Annotated in this window: 11 protein-coding genes; 6 read left to right on the top strand and 5 right to left on the bottom strand. The window is 59.3% G+C overall.

Annotated elements, in window-relative coordinates; translation table 11 throughout:
- The first annotated feature begins 176 nt into the window (after positions 1 to 176).
- The 5 genes from C3708_RS21355 to nudI all read left to right on the top strand — a co-directional run bounded on the left by C3708_RS21355 (position 177) and on the right by nudI (position 16,751).
- Positions 177 to 11,348 (top strand): BapA/Bap/LapF family large adhesin, encoded by an 11,172-nt coding sequence (locus C3708_RS21355; RefSeq protein ID WP_103950197.1) that lies wholly within the window; start codon positions 177 to 179, stop codon positions 11,346 to 11,348.
- 71 nt (positions 11,349 to 11,419) lie between these two features.
- Positions 11,420 to 12,823: a TolC family outer membrane protein gene (locus tag C3708_RS21360; RefSeq protein WP_095282993.1), complete on the top strand. Its 1,404-nt coding sequence runs from the start codon at positions 11,420 to 11,422 to the stop codon at positions 12,821 to 12,823.
- Complete coding sequence (locus C3708_RS21365) at positions 12,820 to 15,006, top strand: type I secretion system permease/ATPase (RefSeq protein ID WP_103950198.1); 2,187 nt, start codon at positions 12,820 to 12,822, stop codon at positions 15,004 to 15,006. The genes C3708_RS21360 and C3708_RS21365 overlap by 4 nt, the downstream gene beginning before the upstream one ends.
- Positions 15,007 to 15,016: 10 nt before the next feature.
- Positions 15,017 to 16,186 (top strand): HlyD family efflux transporter periplasmic adaptor subunit, encoded by a 1,170-nt coding sequence (locus C3708_RS21370; protein ID WP_095284348.1) that lies wholly within the window; start codon positions 15,017 to 15,019, stop codon positions 16,184 to 16,186.
- Between the two features lie 139 nt (positions 16,187 to 16,325).
- Positions 16,326 to 16,751: a nucleoside triphosphatase NudI gene (gene nudI / locus C3708_RS21375; RefSeq protein WP_103946511.1), complete on the top strand. Its 426-nt coding sequence runs from the start codon at positions 16,326 to 16,328 to the stop codon at positions 16,749 to 16,751.
- Here the strand turns inward: nudI and C3708_RS21380 are convergent.
- Positions 16,705 to 17,457, bottom strand: coding sequence for a helix-turn-helix domain-containing protein (locus C3708_RS21380; protein ID WP_233210440.1), 753 nt, complete (start codon positions 17,455 to 17,457; stop codon positions 16,705 to 16,707). The two genes, nudI and C3708_RS21380, sit on opposite strands and share 47 nt — an antisense overlap.
- 93 nt (positions 17,458 to 17,550) lie before the next feature.
- Here C3708_RS21380 and C3708_RS21385 point away from each other — a divergent pair, with 93 nt between their 5' ends.
- Positions 17,551 to 17,970, top strand: a complete 420-nt coding sequence (locus C3708_RS21385) for a nuclear transport factor 2 family protein (RefSeq protein ID WP_103950199.1) — start codon at positions 17,551 to 17,553, stop codon at positions 17,968 to 17,970.
- Here the strand turns inward: C3708_RS21385 and C3708_RS21390 are convergent.
- From C3708_RS21390 to C3708_RS21405, 4 genes are all read right to left on the bottom strand, one after another.
- Entirely contained in the window at positions 17,967 to 18,485 is a 519-nt protein-coding gene (locus C3708_RS21390; protein WP_103950200.1) for a DUF6622 family protein, read from the bottom strand. The genes C3708_RS21385 and C3708_RS21390 overlap by 4 nt on opposite strands.
- Positions 18,486 to 18,564: 79 nt before the next feature.
- Entirely contained in the window at positions 18,565 to 19,746 is a 1,182-nt protein-coding gene (locus C3708_RS21395) for a PLP-dependent aminotransferase family protein (RefSeq protein ID WP_095282997.1), read from the bottom strand.
- A 100-nt stretch (positions 19,747 to 19,846) separates the two neighbouring features.
- Positions 19,847 to 20,296 carry a DUF421 domain-containing protein gene (locus C3708_RS21400; protein WP_095282998.1) on the bottom strand — a complete coding sequence of 150 codons (450 nt, stop codon included), beginning with the start codon at positions 20,294 to 20,296 and terminating at the stop codon, positions 19,847 to 19,849.
- 9 nt (positions 20,297 to 20,305) lie between these two features.
- The gene (locus C3708_RS21405; RefSeq protein WP_103950201.1) at positions 20,306 to 20,818 is read right to left on the bottom strand and encodes a hypothetical protein; all 513 of its coding nucleotides are present in this window, start codon (positions 20,816 to 20,818) and stop codon (positions 20,306 to 20,308) included.
- Positions 20,819 to 20,861 lie beyond the last annotated feature (43 nt).

A 20,861-nucleotide genomic window follows, 5' to 3' on the forward strand; every position in this document is an offset into this window, starting at 1 on the left:
GATTCATCTGATGTTGCCACCCTATTTGTTGGCGGGCATCGATCGCTCTGAAGAAAAGGACGGTGAGCACTATTTCAAATAAATAGCGACTCCGCCGGGGGCGCTCTTTACCCACAGAAATTATATGGCCTCATCTTGCACGCCATTTCAATAAAAATCTGTTGGGAGTCATCTATATGAGCCAAATCTCTGTTATCTCGAAACTTACTGGCGTGGAAACCACCACCGAAGGCACTCAGGTTACTCTGGATCACTCCTCAATCGTGAAGCTTCACGTCGGCCGGGCCGACATTTCCCACTACACGCGCAGCGGCAACGATCTGATCGTGAGCCTGCACTCAGGCGAAGTCATTACCCTGAAAAACTTTTACCACGGCGATGCGCAGGGCGAGAGCCAACTGGTGTTGCAGGAAGGCAACGGCGCGCTATGGTGGATTGAAGACCCGACCGCCGCCGAGCATTACGAAGCGATTGCCTCGACGGATGTACTGATGGGGGCCTCTGGCGATAACGGCGGCGCAGCCATCTGGCCGTGGGTGCTGGGTGGCGTCGCCGTCGCAGGCGGGATAGCCCTTGCCGCAGGCGGTGGTGGTGGCGGCGGTGGTGGCGGTGATGACAATAACTCGGGTAATCCCGGCAATCCAGGCAACCCGTCGGACCCTGATACCACACCACCTAACGCACCGACCAATCTGCAATTCTCGCCGGACGGTAACACCGTGACCGGGACCGCAGAACCCAACAGTACCATCACCTTAAAAGATGCCAACGGGAATCTGGTCGGCACCGGGAAAACCGGCAGCGACGGGAAGTTCACCATCGAACTGGGTACGCCGTTAACCAACGGCGAGCAGCTTACTGCAACCGCCACCGACTCATCCGGTAACGTCAGCAAAGAGGGCCACGTCACCGCGCCTGACCTGACCACACCTGATGCGCCGGACATTTTGATTGTCAACGACGATGTCGGGGGCGAAACCGGTCCGCTGGAAAATGGCCAGCGCACCGATGATGCCCGTCCGACGCTGAGCGGCATTGGCGAAGCGGGAACCACCATCACCCTCTTCGATAACGGCACCAAAATCGGCACCACAACCGTGGATGCCAAGGGCAACTGGAGCTTTACCCCACCGAATGCGCTGTCCAACGGCAGCCATACCCTGACCTCTACCGCCACTGATGCGGCAGGCCACACCAGCGCGCCGTCAGCCGGGATCACCATTGTGGTCGATACGGTTGCGCCTACGGCACCGGTGATTTCCAGTGTCACCGATGACGTCGACCCGGTCACCGGGCCGCTCAACAACGGCGGCAGCACCAACGATCAGCGCCCACAGTTTACTGGCACCGCTGAAGCGGGTTCAACGGTTACGATTTACGATAACGGCATCGCAATCGGCACGGTAACTGCCGCCGGAAACGGCAACTGGAGCTTTACCCCGTCAGTCAATTTGAGTGAAGGCAGCCACCAGATTACGGTGCGCGCCACAGACGTGGCGGGCAATACCAGCGCTGCCTCGCCGGGCTTTAACATTACCGTTGATATCACCGCGCCTGCTGCGCCGTCCGCTTTTGTGGTCAATGATGAAGTCGGCTCGATCCGCGGTGCGGTTTCCGCGGGCCAGACCACCGATGCCAGCCAGCCGCGTCTGACCGGTCGGGGCGATCCGGGCAGCACGATTATTATTTACGATAACGGCGTGGAAGTCGGCAGAGTGACCGTCGGCACGAACGGCTTGTGGAGTGTGGCTCCGAATGGCCCACTTTCCGAAGGCCCGCACTCGGTCACGGTGCGTGAAATCGACGCTGCCGGGAACCCGAGCGGCTTGTCGCAGGCCATCAACTTTATTGTCGATACCGTAGCACCAGGCCAGCCTGCGATCACCCTCAACCCGGCAGGCACCCAGATAACCGGTACTGCTGAACCGAACAGCACCATTACCATTACCAACGGCACGGGTCAGAGCTGGACAGGCACGGCAGATGGCAGCGGCAACTTCACCATTGCGCTCAGCCCTGCGCAGACCAACGGCCAAACCATTTCGGTCATCGCCTCGGACGCCGCCGGGAACGCCAGTATTCCTGCTACAGCTATCGCCGTTGACAACATCGCTCCGAATCCGCCAACCGGATTGACCGTCGCCGGAGACGGAGCCAGCGTCAGCGGTAGCGCCGAGCCAAACAGCACCGTCACCGTTAAAGATCCTGCTGGCGGCGTGATCGGTTCCGGCACCACCGATGCTAACGGCCATTTCACCGTACCTATCGATCCGCCACAAACCAACGGCGAAGTGTTGCAGGTGATCGCCAGCGATCCAACGGGGAATGACAGCCAGCCAGGTCACGCTGATGCGCCTGACACCACCAAACCGCTGGCACCGGATAACCTGGATGTCTCGGATGACGGGACCACCGTTACCGGCACCGCCGAACCGGGCAGCACCGTCAGCATTAAAGGTCCGGATGGCGTGGAGATTGGTCACGCCACGGCGGGCGATAACGGCGACTTTACCGTCACTATCTCCCCGCCGCAGCTTAACGGCGAGAAGCTGACCGCCGATGCGACGGATCACGCGGGCAACACCGGGCCAACGGCGTCGGTCGATGCCCCTGATATCACCCCACCGCAAGCGCCGGTGATCACGTCGGTGTATGACGACGTGGCCAACGGAATCGGTGACATCGCGAATAACGGCCTGACTAACGACTCTAACCCGACTATTCATGGGACAGGCGAGGCTGGCACCCGGCTCTATATTTACAGCGGGTCAGACCAAATCGGTACGCTGATCATTCCTCAAAACGGCATCTGGGAATACACGCCGTCGGTGCACCTGCGCGAGGGCGGGCATGTTCTGACTGCCACCGCCATTGACGCTGCCGGGAATGCCAGCGGCACCTCGAACAGCTGGAGCATTACTGTCGACAGCGTAGTCCCTGCCGCACCGGTCATTACCTCAGTGGTTGACGATGTTCCAGGCAGAACCGGCCCGCTCGATACGGGAGAAACCACCAACGACTCTCGTCCGACGCTCAACGGCACGGGCGAGCCAGGAGCGACAATCAGCGTGCGTCTTGACGGCGTGCAGATCGGCACCGCTGTGGTCAGCGATGGCGGTTCCTGGACCTTTACCCCGACGCTGGCGCTCCCGGAAGGCGGCCCGCACACACTCACCGCTGTAGCCATTGATAAGGCCGGGAACGTCGGCTCCCCTTCGAACGGGTTTGAGATCATCGTCGATACCGCGCCGCCACCGGCCCCGTCTATCGCGACAGTCACCGACAACACCGGCAGCGTCACTGGCCCGGTCACCAGCGGCACACCGACGGATGAAACCCGTCCAGTGCTTTCAGGCAACGCTCCGCCGAATACGATTATCACCGTTTACGATGGCACCACCCTGCTGGGAACCGCCACTGTCACCGGCGGAACCTGGAGCTTTACCCCAACCACCCCGCTCACCAACGGCACGCACTCGCTGACGGTGGTCGCCACGGATTCCGCAGGCAACTCAACCGCCTCGCCGCCGTTTAGCCTGGTGGTGGACACCATTGCGCCCGCCACGCCGGATACCCCGGATGTCACCGTTAATCCGGACGGCCAGCCTGCTGCGCTCAATCCAGGCGAAGCGACGCGTGATACCACCCCGACCTTAAGCGGCTCCGGTACGCCGGGCGACACGGTGACTATCTACATTGACGGCGTCAAACAGCCCGATGTGGTCACCGTTCAGCCGAACGGAACCTGGACCTGGACGCCAACTCAGGCGTTGCCAAACGGCTCTTACGATGTCGCCCTGACGGTCACCAACAAAGACGGCGCGGGCAACGAGAGTGCGCCATCCCAGCCGGTGACCATCATCATTGACACCGATCCGCCAGCGACGCCGACAGCACCGGTTGTCACCGATAACGTCACCCAAATCACCGGACCGGTCGATAACAATGGCAGCACCAACGATTCGCGTCCGGTGCTGAGCGGCACGGGCGTAGCCAACGATGTGATCATTATTTACGACAGCGTGGGCGGTGCACCTAAGCAGGAAGTGGGTCGCGTCACCGTCGGTGCCGACGGCAACTGGAGCTGGCGGCCAGATACAGCCCTGACTCAAACGACACACGCCTTCACCACTACCGCCACGGACGAAGCGGGGAACGTGTCAGGCACATCGCCAGTTATTACGGTGACCGTTGATACCGAGGCTCCTGATACCCCAGCAATCACCTCCGGGACCGTAGCGAACGGGGGGGCAACGACAGACACCACCCCAACCATCAGCGGCACCGGCACCACCGGTGACACGGTGATTATCTATAACAACGGCGTCGAAGTGGCTCGCGTTCCTGTCACAGGCGGCACCTGGACCTGGACCAGCCCGGAAGCGTCAGACGGCACGCTGAAACTGACCGCCTCCTCCGTCGATGCGGCGGGTAACGTCAGCGGCACCAGCCCGGTTTACACCATCACCGTGGATACCGTTGCGCCAACCACGCCGCAGATTGACAGCATCTCCAGCAGCACTCTGGTAAACGGTACGCTGTACACCAATGACAGCACGCCGACCATCAGCGGGAAAACCGAGATCGGCAGCACAATCACCGTCTCTATCGACGGTGGCGCACCGCAGCAGGCCACGGTGGATGCCAACGGCAACTGGACATTGACCCTGCCGAACGGTTCGGCGCTGAGCGATAACCCGCATACTATTATCGTTACCGCCACCGACGCCGCCGGAAACGCCACGCCGAGCGCGCCTGTGACCGTGACCGTTGATACTATTGCGCCGGACAATCCTTCGGGCCTGGCGATTACCGCTCAGGGCACTCCGCTCACCGGGGTGACCACTGAAGGCGCGACCGTTGTCGTTCGTGACGGCAGTGGCAATGTGATCGGTACCGGCGTCGCCGGGGCGGGCGGGAGCTTCTCTATCGCCCTGAGTCCTGCTCAAACAAGTGCCACCACCCTGAGCGTGACGGCCACGGATGAAGCGGGCAATAACAGCGCCTCTGTCCCTCTGACTGTGACCGATGCACCTGAAACTCTGCCGGACGTGCCCGTTATCACAGCGATTACCGATGATATCGGCACAGTGACGGGTAACGTTCTGGGTAAAACTTCTGATGATACTTCGCCAACAGTTAGCGGTACTGCGCAGGCGGGCACTACGGTATCGCTCTATCAGAATGGAGTGCTGTTAACCACCATTGTACTCGGGGCCACTGAAACGACCTGGAGCTATACCGTGCCGGGCCCGTTAACCAACGGCCAGTACAATTACACGGCCACGGCAACCCTTGATGGTGCCACGAGCGGGCTCTCTCCTGCCGCCACCGTCACCATCGATTTGACGGCACCAAACGCACCTACCCTCGGCGCGGTCACCGATGACGTCGGCCCTGGCACCGGGCCACTCACTAACGGACAAACCACCAACGATAACCGTCCAACCCTGAGCGGCACCGCAACGCCGGGCGACACCATCACCATCTACAACAATGGTACTGCCATTGGCACTGTGGTGGTCGGTTCCACCGGCACCTGGAGCTTTACCCCAGGCGGCGCGCTGGCGGAAGGCAACCACGCTCTGACCATCACCGCCACCGATCCTGCAGGTAATACAAGCCTGCCATCGGGTGCGTTTAACATTGTCGTCGATACCATTTCCACCACCCCGGTGATCGTCGGCGCGGATGATAACGTCGGCACCGTTGTCGGAAATGTCCCAACCGGCGGTACGACCAACGACAGCACGCCGACCCTTTCAGGCACGGCGGAAGCCAACAGCAGCATCGCTATTTTCGAAGGCAACACCCAGATTGGCACCGCCACTGCCAACGGTTCGGGCGGCTGGAGCTTTACCCCGACCACGCCGCTGGGCGAAGGCAGCCACACCTTTACGGTAATCGCGACCGATCCTCAGGGTAACGTCAGCACCAGCTCTAACAGCTACACGGTGATCGTCGATCTCACCCCGCCAGCGGTACCGGTGCTCACCTCCGTTGCCGATGACGTGCAGGGCGGCGCGGTCGGCAATCTGACTTCGGGCCAGCTCACCAACGACGCCACGCCAACCCTGACCGGCACCGGCGTTGACGGCAGCACCATTCACATCCTGAATAACGGCGCCGAAATCGGCACTGCGGTTGTCGTCGGCGGCACCTGGACCTTTATCCCATCAACCGGTCTGGCGGACGGCGTGTACAACATCAGGATCAATGCCACCGATGCGGCGGGTAACGTTTCAGCGAACTCCCCGGTCTTCTCCTTCACCGTGGATACCACCGCGCCTGCGGCACCGGCGCTCACCTCGGTGCAGGACGACGTCGGCCCGGTTACAGGGAATATTAACGACGGCGGCAGCACCAATGACAACCGTCCAACCTTTAACGGCACTGGCGAAATCGGGGCGACAATCACCCTGCTCAGCGACGGACAACCGTTCGGCACTGCGGTGGTCAACTCGCAGGGGAACTGGACCTTCACCCCAACGGCAGCGCTCGCCGACGGCCCGCACACCATCACCATCAGCACCACCGATGTGGCGGGCAATTCCTCTACCACCAATACCACCTTCACGCTGACGGTCGATACTCAGCCGCCAGCCGCGCCGCTGATTATTAACGCCACGGACGACGTCGGCACCGTTCTTGACCCGGTGTTAAACGGCAAAACGACCGACGACACGCGGCCACAGCTGAACGGATCGGCGGCGGCCAATGCCACCATCATCATCTATGAAAACGGCGTGCAGGTTGGCACGGCAACGGCCAACGGATCGGGGGCATGGAGCTTCACCCCGCCAACCGCCCTGAGCAATGGCAGCCATACCTGGACGGCCACCGCGACCGATGCGGCGGGCAACGTCAGCGTGGCATCGCCGGGCTTCACGGTGATTGTGGATACCGTCGCTCCGCTCGCCCCGGTTATCACCCAGGCACTGGACGATGTCGGCACCGTGACCGGTCCACTGAGCAGCGGGCAGACAACGGATGACACCTTGCCGCGTCTGAGTGGGACCAGTGAGCCGAACGCGACCATCAATATCTATGAAGGCAGCACACTGCGCGGCACCACCACGGCGGACGCCAGCGGGAACTGGTCGGTGACCCTGACCACTCCGCTTGGCGAAGGCACGCATAATCTGGTCGCCCAGGCCACCGATGCGGCAGGGAACAACAGCGATCCATCCACACCGTTTGTCCTGAGCATTGACCTCACCGCCCCGACGCTCCCAGTGCTGCTGACGGTGGTCGATGACGTCGGCACCGTGACCAACCTGGCCAGCGGTCAGCTGACCAACGACGCGCAACCGACTCTCTCAGGCACGGCGGAAGCGGGTTCGACGGTGAAAATCTTCGACAATGGCGTGCTGATTGGCACCGTCACCGCCACTGGCGGCGCGTGGTCCTTCACCCCGACACCAGCGCTGAGCGACGGGCTGCATCCGCTGACCATCACCGCCACCGACGCCGCCGGGAACACCAGCGGCCCGACAACAGCCTTTGTGGTTAACGTGGACGCCACCGCGCCAACGGCCCCGGTGATCTCGTCGGTCGTCGATGATGTCGGTTCCGTCACCGGGCCGGTGATTAACGGCAATCCGACCAACGATACAACGCCGACGCTGAACGGCACCGCCGAGGCCAATGCGACGGTACGCATTTACGACGGCGGCGTGCTGATCGGCACCGTCACCGCCGATGGTAACGGTAACTGGACCCTGCCGCAGGCCACGATCTCGTTGACCAACGGACAGCATAACTTCACCGCCACCGCGACCGACGCGGCGGGCAACACCAGCGCGCCGTCATCCATCACCTCGATCGTGCTGGATACCGTCGCACCAGGTGTTCCGGGCACCCTGGCCGTGATCAGCAACGGGACACACGTCACCGGTCTGGCCGAAGCAGGCAGCACTGTCACCATCACCAGCAGCACCGGGACCGTGCTTGGTACGGCGACGGCGGACGGCAGTGGTGCGTTCAACGTCACCATTTCACCTGCACAAACCAACGGCGAAACCCTGCTGGCCTTTGCGACCGATAAGGCCGGGAACGCCGGTGGCACACTTAGCGTGGTCGCGCCGTTCACCAACCTGCCGAATGCACCGCTGATTACCACCGTGAACGACAACGTCGGCACCATCACCGGGAATCTGACCAACGGCAAAACCACCGATGACACCACGCCAACCCTGAGCGGGACGGCGCAGCCGAACTCCACCATCACGCTGTACAACAACGGCGTGGCGATGGGCACGGCGACCGCGGATGTCAACGGTAACTGGACCTTCACCACGCCAGCATTGGGCGAAGGTTCCCACGCCTTTACCGCCACCGCCACCGCCACCAACGTTATCGGCGGCACCGGGCCGGTCTCGCTACCGACGACGGTCATCGTCGACACCATCGCCCCGAACGCGCCGAACGGCACCTTCAACGCCGATGGCAGCGTGCTGACAGGCACCGCCGAAGCAGGCAGCACCGTCACCATTCGTCTGGCGGATGGTTCTACGGTCACCACCACGGCGAACGCCGGAGGCACCTACAGCTACAGCTTCCTCAATAAACAGACGGAAGGTCAGACGCTGCAAATCACCGCCACCGATGCGGCGGGCAACACCTCTACCCCAGGCTCGGCGCTGGCTCCTGTTGTGCCACTTTCCGCGAGTTCGAACGTCGAGGAGCTGGAACTCAGCACCACAGCGACGGTAACGACCGCCCAGTACAGCGACTACGGCTCCCTGCTGGTCGGCGCGCTTGGCAACGTGCTGACGCTGCTCGGCAACGACACGGCGCAGGTCGGCTTTACGGTCAGTGCGGGCGGCAGTGCGGATATCTCGATCAATGCCAACGCCACGGGCGTGGTGCTTTCTCTGCTCAATACTCTGGAAGTGGTGGTGCAGCGCTGGGATGCGGTTAACGGCACCTGGACCACGGTAGTGGATACGGGTCTGCCGCAGTTTGCCAACCTGCTGACCCTCGGGGCGAGCGGCGTCACGCTTAACATGACCGGGCTGGCAGATGGGCAATATCGCGTTCTTAGCTACAACACCAACCTGCTGGCGACCGGGTCGTACACCAGCCTTGACGTGGATGTCACCCAGACCAGCGCCGGGACGGTGACGGGCGTGACCACTCAGTCCGGGAACGTGATTTATGACGTTGACCCGACCACCGGCAGCGACAACGCCCCGGCGGGTACTCGTATCACGGCAGTGACTGATGCGCAGGGCCATACCATCAACGTTACGGCGGATGGCACGGTTATCCAGGGCCAGTACGGTACGCTGACCATCAACCTGAACGGGAGCTACACCTACACCCTAACCAACACCAGCGCCGCCGTTCTGGGGCGGACCGAAAGCTTCACCTACACCATCGGCCATAACGGGGCCAGCGCCTCGGCGCAGCTGGTAATTTCGCTCGGGGCGAACACCGTCACCAACAGTGTCACGGCGGTGGACGATACGGCGAGTTTCACCTTCGATACCAGCGTGCACGCCATCAACAACGGCACCTCGTCCCAGGGCGGCTTTACCGTTGTCGGCGTGAACCTTGGCAACACGCTGGGGCTGAACCTGCTCGACGATCTGAGCAATCCGATCATCTATAACGTGGCGGAAGGTACCACCCGCACCATGACCATCCAGGCCTCCGTGGGCGGCGTGGCGCTGGCCTCTGTGTTCGACCTGTACGTCTATAAATTCAACGAGGCGACGCAGACCTTCGAGCAGATGCGCGTCCAGCCTGGCTGGCTGCGCGCACCGCTGCTGGGCGGAACGTCAGCCACCCTGACGCTCAACCTGCCGGCAGGTGAATACCTGTTCCTGCTGAATACCGCGGCGGGGATCACGGCGCTCACGGCCTACACCCTCAACGTGCTGGAAGACCATGTCTACACCGTCTCAAGCGTCGGCGGCAGCACCACCGGCGATGTGCTGGCGGATGACATTATCCCGGCGGGCACCCACGTCACCTCGGTGAACGGCGTGGCGGTCAACGGGACGGGCGTCACCACCATTCAGGGGGAATATGGCACCCTGACCATTAACGCGGACGGGAAATACACCTACACCCTGAACAGCGGTGTCGGGGCCGATCACATCAAAACGCCGGATACCTTCGTCTACACCGTGACCGCGCCAAACGGCGATAAAGACACGGCGTCGCTGAATATCACCCCAACGGCGCGGGCGATGGATGCGGTCAACGACGTCAGTGCGGTGATGGACGTGACCTCCGTTCACCATACGGCGGCTTATTCGGACACCACCGTCGGCAGTGCCAGCTGGCAGGCAGCGCTGCTGGCCTCCACCCAGGGCAGCGGCAGCGGCACCTTTGTGGTCGACCCGAACACGGCGCTGCATAACGTGGTTCTGCACTTTAACGTCGCGTCGTTGCTCTCTCTCGGCGGGCTGACGGTGGACTGGGTGCTGTCGAACGGCTCGACCACTATCCGCAGCGGTTCGTTCAACGGAGGATTACTGCTGGGCGGTACCGCCACGATTAACCTCAGCGGGCTGGATCTGGATGCGGGCACCTACACCCTCTCCTACACCGGGAAAATGGGCGCGCTGGGTGTGGGGCAAATCACCATCACCCCAGACGTGGTGGGGACCACTTACTCCCTCACCCAGTTCGATTCCACCAGCGGTCACACCGTCAACGGCAACATCTTCGACGGGACAGATTCGCAGGGGGCAATGGATCAGCTGCACTCGGTCGACACCCGTCTGAGCATCACCGGCTTCAACGGCGTGGTCACCACCCTTGATCCGTACACCACCAGCGCCGCTAACGTCACTATTCAGGGACATTACGGCACGCTCTCTATCGGTGCGGACGGGCATTACACCTACACCATGAACACCGGGGTGTCACTCTCGAGCATCACCTCGAAGGAGGTCTTCAACTACACCCTGACCGATGCGGCTGGCAAAACGGACAGCGCCTCGCTGACCATCAACATGGCGCCGCAGTTCATCAGCTCTGAGCATAACGACGTGATCAACGGGACAGCCTACGGCGATACCCTGATTTATCAGGTGCTGAATAACACCGTGGGTAACGCCACGGCGGGCAACAACACCGGGGATCACTGGACCAACTTCTCTATCAGCCAGGGGGATAAAATTGACATCGGCGATCTGCTGGTGGGCTGGAACGGGCAGGCCTCGACGCTGGGGAATTACGTGCATGTCACTACCAGCGGTAACAACACTGTGATCTCCATCGACCGTGATGGTACAGGGACCACCTACACTAATACCACGTTGGTCACGTTGGACGGCGTGCAGAGCAGCTACGACGAACTGGTTAATCAGCACCACAACATCATCACCTGATAGCACAACACAATTGACCCGGGCGTTCAGCGCCCGGGCATAAAGCGGTACTCTTTTATTAGGGATATGACATGGGAATGAAGATGCCTTACTGGTGGCTTTCATGCTGCCTGATATCTGTGCCCGCGCTCGCTGCAAATCCTGCGGGGGTGATCAATACCGGTTTCCTGAGTGAAGAACAGGAACTGCCGTCGCTGAATGGCCGCGTCGCGCCGGTTGCCGGTAACGCCGCGCCCGGCACACTCAAATTGGGCGATGCCGTTAACCGCGCCGTCAGCTGGCATCCGACCATTAGCGAAGCCGTCGGCAAACTCTACGAACAATCAGAACAAGTCGACGTCGCCAAATCGAAATACTATCCGCAGGTCAACGCCGGAATGGATGGCGGCTATAGCCACGACGGCAGCAACAACGGTTTTACCCCTTCATTAGTGCTTTCTCTTTCACAAATGCTCTACGACTTTGGCAAAGTGGCCAGCCAGGTCCGCGCCGAAAATGCAGGCGTAGCCCAGCAGCAGGCTAACGTGCTGGTGAGTATTGATACCATCGGGCACGACACGGCGCTGGCGATGGTGCAGGTGCAAACCTGGCAGCAGATGGTGGAAACCGCCAAAGAGCAGCTCGACGCGCTGTCGTCCATCGGCAATCTCGCCCGCCAGCGTAACGACGAAGGAGCGAGTTCGCTCTCCGACGTGGTGCAGACCGACGCCCGCATCGAAGGCGCTCGCGCTCAGCTGATGCAGTATCAGGCAAGCCTCGACAGCTCCCGCGCCACGCTGATGAGCTTTCTCGGCTGGAACAACCTGAACACCATCAGCAACGACTTCCCAGCCAACCTGACGCGCAGTTGCGATGTCGCTGAGCCGGACGATCGTCTGGTGCCAGCGGTGCTTTCGGCATGGGCACAGGCCAACGTCGCGCAGGCCAATCTCGATTACGCCAATGCGCAAATGACGCCGACCGTGTCGCTCGAACCGGAAGTGCGCCACTATCTCAACGATCGTTACGCGGGCCACGACTCATTGGATCGCACCCAGTATTCCGCGTGGGTCAAAGTACAGATGCCGCTCTACCAGGGCGGCGGCCTCACCGCCCGGCGCAACGCCGCCGGACACGCCGTCGAAGCCGCGCAATCCACCATTCAGCGTACCCGCCTCGACGTACGCCAGAAGTTGCTGGAATCCCGCAGTCAGATAATGAGCCTGATGAGCACTTTGCAAATTCAGGGCCGACAGGAAGCACTCAGCGTCCGCACCCGCGAACTGTATCAACAGCAATATCTCGATCTTGGCTCGCGCCCGCTACTCGACGTGCTGAACGCCGAACAGGAGGTCTATCAGGCGCGTTTCACCCAGCAGCAAACCGCCGGACAAATCCACCAGCTGCAGCTGAGCTGCCTGTACAACACGGGCCTTCTGCGTCATTCGTTCGATCTTGAAAACCGCACCATTCAGACTGTGGAGATCCAGCCATGAAGCACACCGATATCCCGCTGGACGAAAGTATTGCGGAAGAGACGCTGGAACACTGGGCGCAGGCGTTTGGCTATGTTGCCAGCCGCTATCGCGTGGCCTGTTCTCCCGGCGCCCTGGTCGCCAGCGCGCCGTGGCTGAAGGGCAAACCGATGATCCCGGCGCTGACCCAGCTGGCGCGTGAGGCGGGGCTTTCCTTTCAGCTCCTGACCGCCACGGAGCAGTCAATCAGCAGCTGGAAACTGCCGGTGGTGGTTGAGCTAAACGAAGGCAAAATCGGCGTCATTGAGCACTTCGATGGCGACGATACCCTCGATATCAACTTCATCGACACCTCGCCGCACAACAACCGCGTGTCGATGACCGCCCTGCTGCCAGCGATTCGCCACGTGGTCGCCCTGCGCCCGCTGGCGGCGCTGAAAGACAGCCGCGTCGATGCCTATATTTCCAAGTACCGTCCGGACTGGCTCTACCGGCTGGTGATGCGCGACATGCGTCCGTACACCTGGGTGATGCTGGCCGCGCTGTTTATCAACGTGCTTTCGCTCTCCGGGATTGTCTTTTCGATGCAGGTCTATGACCGGGTGATCCCCGCGCAGTCCTACCCAACGCTGTACGTCCTGACCATCGGGGTGCTGATCGCCACTTTGTTTGGCTTTGTACTGCGCATTGCGCGCGGGCACATTATGGATCTACTCGGCAAACGCGCGGATCTGCGCGTCTCGGATCGGGTATTTGGTCACGCCCTGCGCCTGCGTAACAGCGCGATCCCGCGCTCGACCGGGAGCTTTATTTCCCAGCTGCGCGAGCTGGAGCAGATCCGCGAGATGGTCACCTCCTCCACCATTTCAACGATCGTCGATCTGCCGTTCTTCTTCCTGTTCGTGGTGGTGCTGGCGATCATCGCCCCGCAACTGGCGTGGATCGCCCCCGTCGCCGCTGTGCTGATGGTCCTGCCTGGCCTGCTGCTGCAAAAGAAACTTGCGGCACTGGCGAAACAATCCGCCCATGAATCGACCCTGCGCAATGCGGTGCTGGTCGAGAGCGTGCAGGGACTGGAAGACATCAAACTGATGCAGGCGGAAAACCGCTTTTTGCAACAGTGGAACAGCTATATCCAGATAACCGCCGAGTCCGGTCTGCGCACCCGCGAGCTGACGCAAAACCTGATCAGCTGGGGAATGACCATTCAAAGCCTGGTCTACGCCGGAGTGATCGTGGTCGGCGCGCCGATGGTGATCGACGGCACGCTCACCACCGGTTCGGTGGTCGCCGCCTCGATGCTGGCCTCGCGGATGATCGCCCCGATGGCGACCCTGTGCGGCGTGCTGGCCCGCTGGCAGCAGGTGAAAGCCGCCAAAGAGGGGCTGGACAGCATCATGCAGTTGCCGACGGAAAATCAGCGTGAAGAGACGCCGATCCGCCAGGACGTGCTGCGCGGACATTACCTGTTCGATCAGGCGCAATTTCGCTATCACCCGGAAGATCCGCGCATGGCTTTACGCATCAACCGCCTGGAGATCAAACCAGGCGAGAAAGTGGCGATCCTCGGGCGTAACGGTGCGGGCAAATCCACGCTGTTACAGGCGATGTCGGGCGGAATGGATCTGGCGGGCGGCGAGCTGCGCCTCGACAACCTCAGCCTGCCGCATCTCGATGTAGCGGATCTGCGGCGCAACGTCGGCTTTATGACGCAAAATGCGCGGCTGTTCTACGGCACACTGCGGGAAAACATCACCCTCGGGATGCCGCGTGCGACAGATGAAGAGATCTTCGCGGTGCTGGAAATGTGCGGCGCGGCGAGCTTTGTGCAGAAGCTGCCGAAAGGGCTGGATTACCCAATCATGGAGAACGGCGTGGGGCTGTCCGGCGGGCAGCGCCAGTCAATCTTGCTGGCGCGTATGTTCCTGCGCGATCCCAACATCGTGCTACTGGATGAGCCGACCGCTTCGCTTGATGAACACACGGAACGTGAGTTTCTCCAGCATCTCAGCCAGTGGCTCGGGAACCGGACGCTGATCGTCGCCACTCACCGCGTCCCGGTGCTGGAACTGGTGGAGCGCGTGGTGGTGCTGAAAGAGGGCATGCTGGTGATGGACGCGCCGAAAGCGCAGGCCCTGAGCAACAGCCGCATGCAGCAGCAGGCAAACGGACGGGAGTGGAAAAATGAAAATCAGTCAGCGTGACGTGGCGGCAATGGACGATCTCGATAACGCTCTCGACTCCGAAAGCGGCTACTCCGGCGCACGGCGCATCGTGATCCTCTCCCTGCTGCTGTTCGTTATTGTCGGGGTGTGGGCATGGTTCGGCATTCTCGACGAAGTCTCAACCGGGACCGGGAAAGTGATCCCCAGCTCGCGCGAACAGGTTTTACAGTCCCTCGACGGCGGGATTTTAACCGAGCTGAATGTGCGAGAAGGCAATCTGGTGCAGGCGGGACAAGTTCTGGCGAAACTCGACCCTACGCGCTCGGAATCTAACGTCGGGGAAAGTGCAGCGCGCTATCGGGCATCGCTGGCCTCCAGCGTGCGTCTGACGGCGGAAGTGAACGATCTGCCGTTGGTGTTCCCCCCTTCCCTGAAAAAATGGCCGGACCTGATCGCCGCTGAAACCCGGCTCTACACCTCTCGCCGCGCGCAGCTCGATGACACCCAGCGCGAGCTGAGAGCGGCGCTCGATCTGGCGAACAAAGAACTGGCGATCACCCAGCGGCTGATCAAAACCGGCGCCGCCAGTCGCGTGGAAGAGTTACGCTTGCAGCGGCAAAAAAGCGATCTGGAGCTGAAACTCACTGACGTGCGATCGCAGTATTACGTCCAGGCCCGCGAGGCGCTGTCAAAAGCCAACGCCGAGGTAGATATGGTCTCGGCGGTGCTGAAAGGCCGCGAGGATTCCGTGACCCGTCTGACCGTGCGATCGCCGGTGCGTGGGATCGTGAAAAACATCAAAGTGACCACTATTGGCGGCGTGATCCCGCCTAACGGCGAGCTGATGGAGATCGTGCCGGTGGACGATCACCTGCTGATCGAAACCCGCCTGTCACCGCGCGATATCGCCTTCATTCACCCCGAGCAAAAAGCACTGGTGAAGATCACCGCTTACGATTACGCCATCTACGGCGGGTTGAATGGCGTGGTCGAAACCATTTCACCGGACACCATTCAGGATGAAGCCAAGCCAGAAGTGTTCTATTACCGGGTATTTATCCGCACCAGCCAGGATTATTTGGTCAACAAAGCGGGGCGGAAATTCTCGATTGTGCCGGGGATGATCGCGACGGTGGACATCAAAACCGGCGAGAAATCGGTGATGGATTACATGATTAAACCGTTTAACCGGGCGAAAGAGGCGCTGCGCGAACGGTAAGGGTTTAACAAACATGCCCGGTGGCGCTGCGCTTACCGGGCCTACGGGTTTTGTAGGTCGGGTAAGCGTGAGCGCCACCCGACATTTTATTCCCTGAACTCTGCTACAGTACCGCCAACATAAAAATCAGGGAGTGAACATGCGCCAACGTACGATTGTGTGTCCGATTATCCAGAATGACGGGGCGTATCTGCTGTGCAAAATGGCGGCGGATCGCGGGGTGTTTCCCGGTCAGTGGGCGCTGTCGGGTGGCGGTATGGAGCCGGGTGAAACGATGGAACAGGCGCTGCGCCGCGAAATCAGCGAGGAGCTGGGGGATCGCCTTGAGATAACCGAGGTCAAACCTTTCGCCTTTCGCGACGATATCCGGGTAAAAACCTACGCCGACGGCACCACCGAAGAAATCTATATGATCTACCTGATCTTCGATTGCATCAGCGCTAACCGCGACGTGACCTTTAACGAAGAGTTTCAGGAGATCGCGTGGGTGCAGCCGGAGTCTTTGAAAGATCTGGATCTCAACGAGGCAACGCGCGTGACGTTTGCGCAGAAGGGGTTGTTGTAACGCCCCACTGCCCCGGCGTTTTACCGGTATAGGTGCGAAATACCTCGATAAAGGCGCTAACACTGTTATATCCGCACGACAGGGCAATCCACCCCACCGGTTTGCCCTCTTCAAGCCACTCCATCGCCCTGATGACACGGGCCAGTTGGCGCCAGTTCACAAAATTCATTCCCGTTCCGGCTTTGAACTGGCGGTTAAAGGTCCTCACGCTCATCCCGCACTGGCGTGCATACGCTTCCACGGACTGCACATCGTCCACGGCGTTCAACAACGTACGGGCAATTTTCAGCAACCGTGGATGGGCAGGCATTGGCAGGCGGTAGAGATCCTGTTTCGCATGAGCCAACTCATCGGTCAGCAGCGATACCCACCGCATATCAGCTTTTCCACTCGCCTGACAGAGCCGCATAAACAGCGCCTCGGACAGCATTTCCGGTTCGAAGACCGACGGCTGATCGGGCAGCGCAGTGCACAGCGACGAATCGAGATAAAGAGACTGGCCCTCAATGGCGCTTTCCGACAGCGCAGCGTGACGCAGTTCCGCCGGGATCCAGCCGATGTGTTCTCGCGGCACCACCCAGCGCCCTTTACCGCTTTCGATAATCAGCAGGCCCGAGGTAATACGACACAATTGACCGGTAGAATGAACGTGCCAGTCGGTACGATAGCCCGTGGGATGACGAAGGGGTTCAGACGTTAGCATCATTTGACCGAAAATCGTGATTAATTGCCTGATTACAGAAACCACGCCAGATTCTGTCAAGGATAATGTGCTTCACCACGTAAAAGGAGCACAACCATGAATCCACTCATTCACTTGCCATCAGCCGCTAATGAACTGGCGTGTTGCACATTTATGCAGCAGCTCTTAAACGATCTCTTCGCGGGAAAACTGGCTCCGGCGAAAATTTTCTCTGCGGATTATCAGCAGCATACGGATGGCAATACGCTTGATTACGAGGGATTTATTCAGCATCTGAATCACGTCCGCGCCCAGGTTAGCCGTATCGCCTTCAGAGTCGAGCAGGCATGCTGCACGCCACACATGCTGGCAGACCGACATTGTGTCACGGTCACAAAAACCAACGGGCAAACGTCAGACATTGAGGTGTACATGTTTGCCCGCCTGCGTGACGGGAAGATTTGGCGAATCGACGAAGTGACACGCGTGATCAAAGGCGACCATGCCGACAAATCCCTTGCCAGCGCAACGACTTAACTGGCTTGCTGCGGTGCGGCAGAGAGATAAACGCGCACATAGCGGGTGAATTTACCGACAAAGACGCCCGCGAATATCCCACCGGTGATAATCGCAAAGGCACTCATCCCTGGCTGTTGCAGCGTTTCGGGCGAGACGGCGGTCATTACGCCTAAGACATATTTCACACCGAACGCCAGCATCATAAACGGCAACGCCGAGTAGTCTGCCTGTCGATAAATGCTGCGGGGCTGCGCCGCGCGGGCGGTGTTCACTTGCTTAATCAGCAGATAGCCCAGCGCCGCGCCCGCCAGCAGTCCGGCTCCCCACAGCGTGCAGGTCGCGACCGTGAGTTTGCGAAACACCACCAGATCGTAAATATCCCAGATCAGAAAAATGGCGGGAATAATCGCGAGCTTTTCCAGCGTGACGATGGCGGGTTTGCGGGCTTTTATGCCGCGAGAAATGAGAAAAATAAACAGCACCCACACCCAGACGGGCGTCTGAGTGATAACACCGGTGATGAATTCTGTCATGGGTTTTACCCTCAGTAAGATTTTCTCACCGGCTCATTATTACGCACAATGGCGGCGGTGCCATCATGCGTAAGACTGTTCAGAGCGAAATTTTCAGGCGTCGAACGGCCTCTATCAGCTGTTCATCGGTGGGAGTGACGAACGACATGCGAAGCGTCGAACGATCGGGATTGCTGCAATAGAAGAACTCGCCCGGCACAAACACCACGCCGTTCGCCAGCGTCTTCGCCAGCCACTCGGTGGTATTGAGGCCATTGTTGAATTTCGCCCACAGGAACATCCCGCCCTTCGGCTTGTGGAAAGTCAGCACATCGCCCAACTCTTTTTCCAGTTCATCAGCAAAAGTCTGATATTTCTGGCGATAGGCTTCACGGATAAGCTTTATTTGCCCTGCCAGACGCCCGGTTTGCAGATATTCATACGTCATCAGCTGCGACAACGTGCTGGTATGCAAATCGGTGGTTTGTTTGAGATTCACTACCGCCCTTTTCAGCCATTCCGGAACCACCAGCCAGCCGACGCGGGTGCCTGGTGCCAGAATTTTAGAAAAGGTCGAGGTATAGACCACGTTGTGTTCGTTGCCGATGGCTTTGGCGTGGGCCATCAGCGGGCGGAACACGTCTGAGGTGTAGTTAATTTCGCTGTACGGGTCGTCTTCAATAATCACGAAATCGTAGCGTTTTGATAACGCCACCAGCTGCTTGCGGCGGCTTTCAGAAAGCGTCACGCCGCCAGGATTACCGAAGGTCGGCACGATATAAACGGCTTTAATGGTTTTGCGGCTGACCAGCGCTTCCAGTTCATCGACCTTCATCCCTTCGCCGTCTGTCCCGACGGATTCAAGATTCGCCTGGGCGAGGCTAAAGACCTGCAACGCTGCGAGATAGGTCGGGCTTTCCACCACCACCGTATCGCCGGGGTTGATCAACGCGCGGGCCAGAATATCCAGCGACTGCTGCGAGCCGGAAGTGATGACCACGTCATCAGCCTGGCAGGCAATTCCTCGGCCAGTACAGATCTGCCCAATCGCTTCGCGAAGTAAAGGGTAGCCTTCGGTCAAACCATACTGGAAGGCTTCGCCAAACTGTCGGGATAAGACGGCATCGGCCGCAATTTGTAAGCCTTCGTGATCGAATAGATCGGGATTTGGAATGCCGCCGCCGAGGGAAATCACACCCGGCATTTTGCTGTGTTTTAACAATTCACGGATGGCGGAAGATTGCAGGCTTTGCACGCTGCTGGCGAGTTTGTTCTTTGACATACTGTCGTACCCTGTTTTTCTGATTTTTTTATGATGTTCACAGTGTTAGTAACACATGTACGGGGCTTTGATAATCCCCTTTGCCGCTTTTTGCTGGAGTTTACTGATCATCTTTGGGAATGATTGAGATATGCCCGGTACGCTCCAGAATTGCATACTTTATTTTACTGAATTCCGTAATGCCCTGGTTTTGTCGCGCGGCGACCAAAATATCATCGCAGGAAACATCCACTTTTTTGAGTTTATCCGTCAGAGGCATCCCATTTTCGACCAGAATGACCGGGGAACCATCCAAAACCGTTTCTGCGCCAGAGACATACTTCTTCATCAGACCGAATAGAATATCCACCGCAACCAGCGTGACGATCGTCAGCATCGCGCCGGTGACCGAAAAGTCATTCCCCAGCAACGCCTGCTGCGTCGCCTCGCTAATGATCAGCAGTAAGATCAGATCAAAGCTGGTCATCTGCAATAATGCCCGACGCCCGGCGACTTTGAATACCACCAGCAGGATCAGGTAAATCGCCAGTGCCCGAAAGACCATCTCCATATTGCGCTCCTAGGGATAAATAAACTGCCAGAAGCGGATTTCCGGCCCATTATTGAATGAAACCCGGCTCACCGCTTTTCCCGGCGTCGTTGGCGTGACGTACATCGTTACAGAAAAATCACTGTGATTTTTTATTGCGTTATAGACCAGGATAATGGCCTTTCCCTGACTGAACATGCGGTCAGGTTGAGGGGAGATATTGCCGGGCTGGAAATTATCGCTAAAATCACCGTCAAGGCGAAAGACATATTCCCCGGAATTTGAAAAAGGGGCAGTCACCTTGAGTTTACCTTCCGTTTGCAGGCGGCCAAAGCGTTCATAATAAAGTCGTAGCGTATGATTTTTATTTTCTTTCTGCGCGGTGCTGAAATACCCCGTCGAAAAAAAACCGCCCAGTGCCAGCGCTAATATGAATAATAAGACAGCAAACCCGAACTGGCGAAATCGTTCCTCGAAGGTGAGCGCAGCACGATTTTCGTTTACGCCAGGTAATACCTTATGTTCGTCTTTCAGACTCGCCATCTATCACCTCATCCTGATGACTCTAGAAATGACCGGTAATCAG

This window comes from Lelliottia sp. 7254-16 (genome assembly GCF_002922995.1).
In the GTDB taxonomy this organism is placed as follows: Bacteria; Pseudomonadota; Gammaproteobacteria; order Enterobacterales; family Enterobacteriaceae; genus Enterobacter; species Enterobacter jeotgali.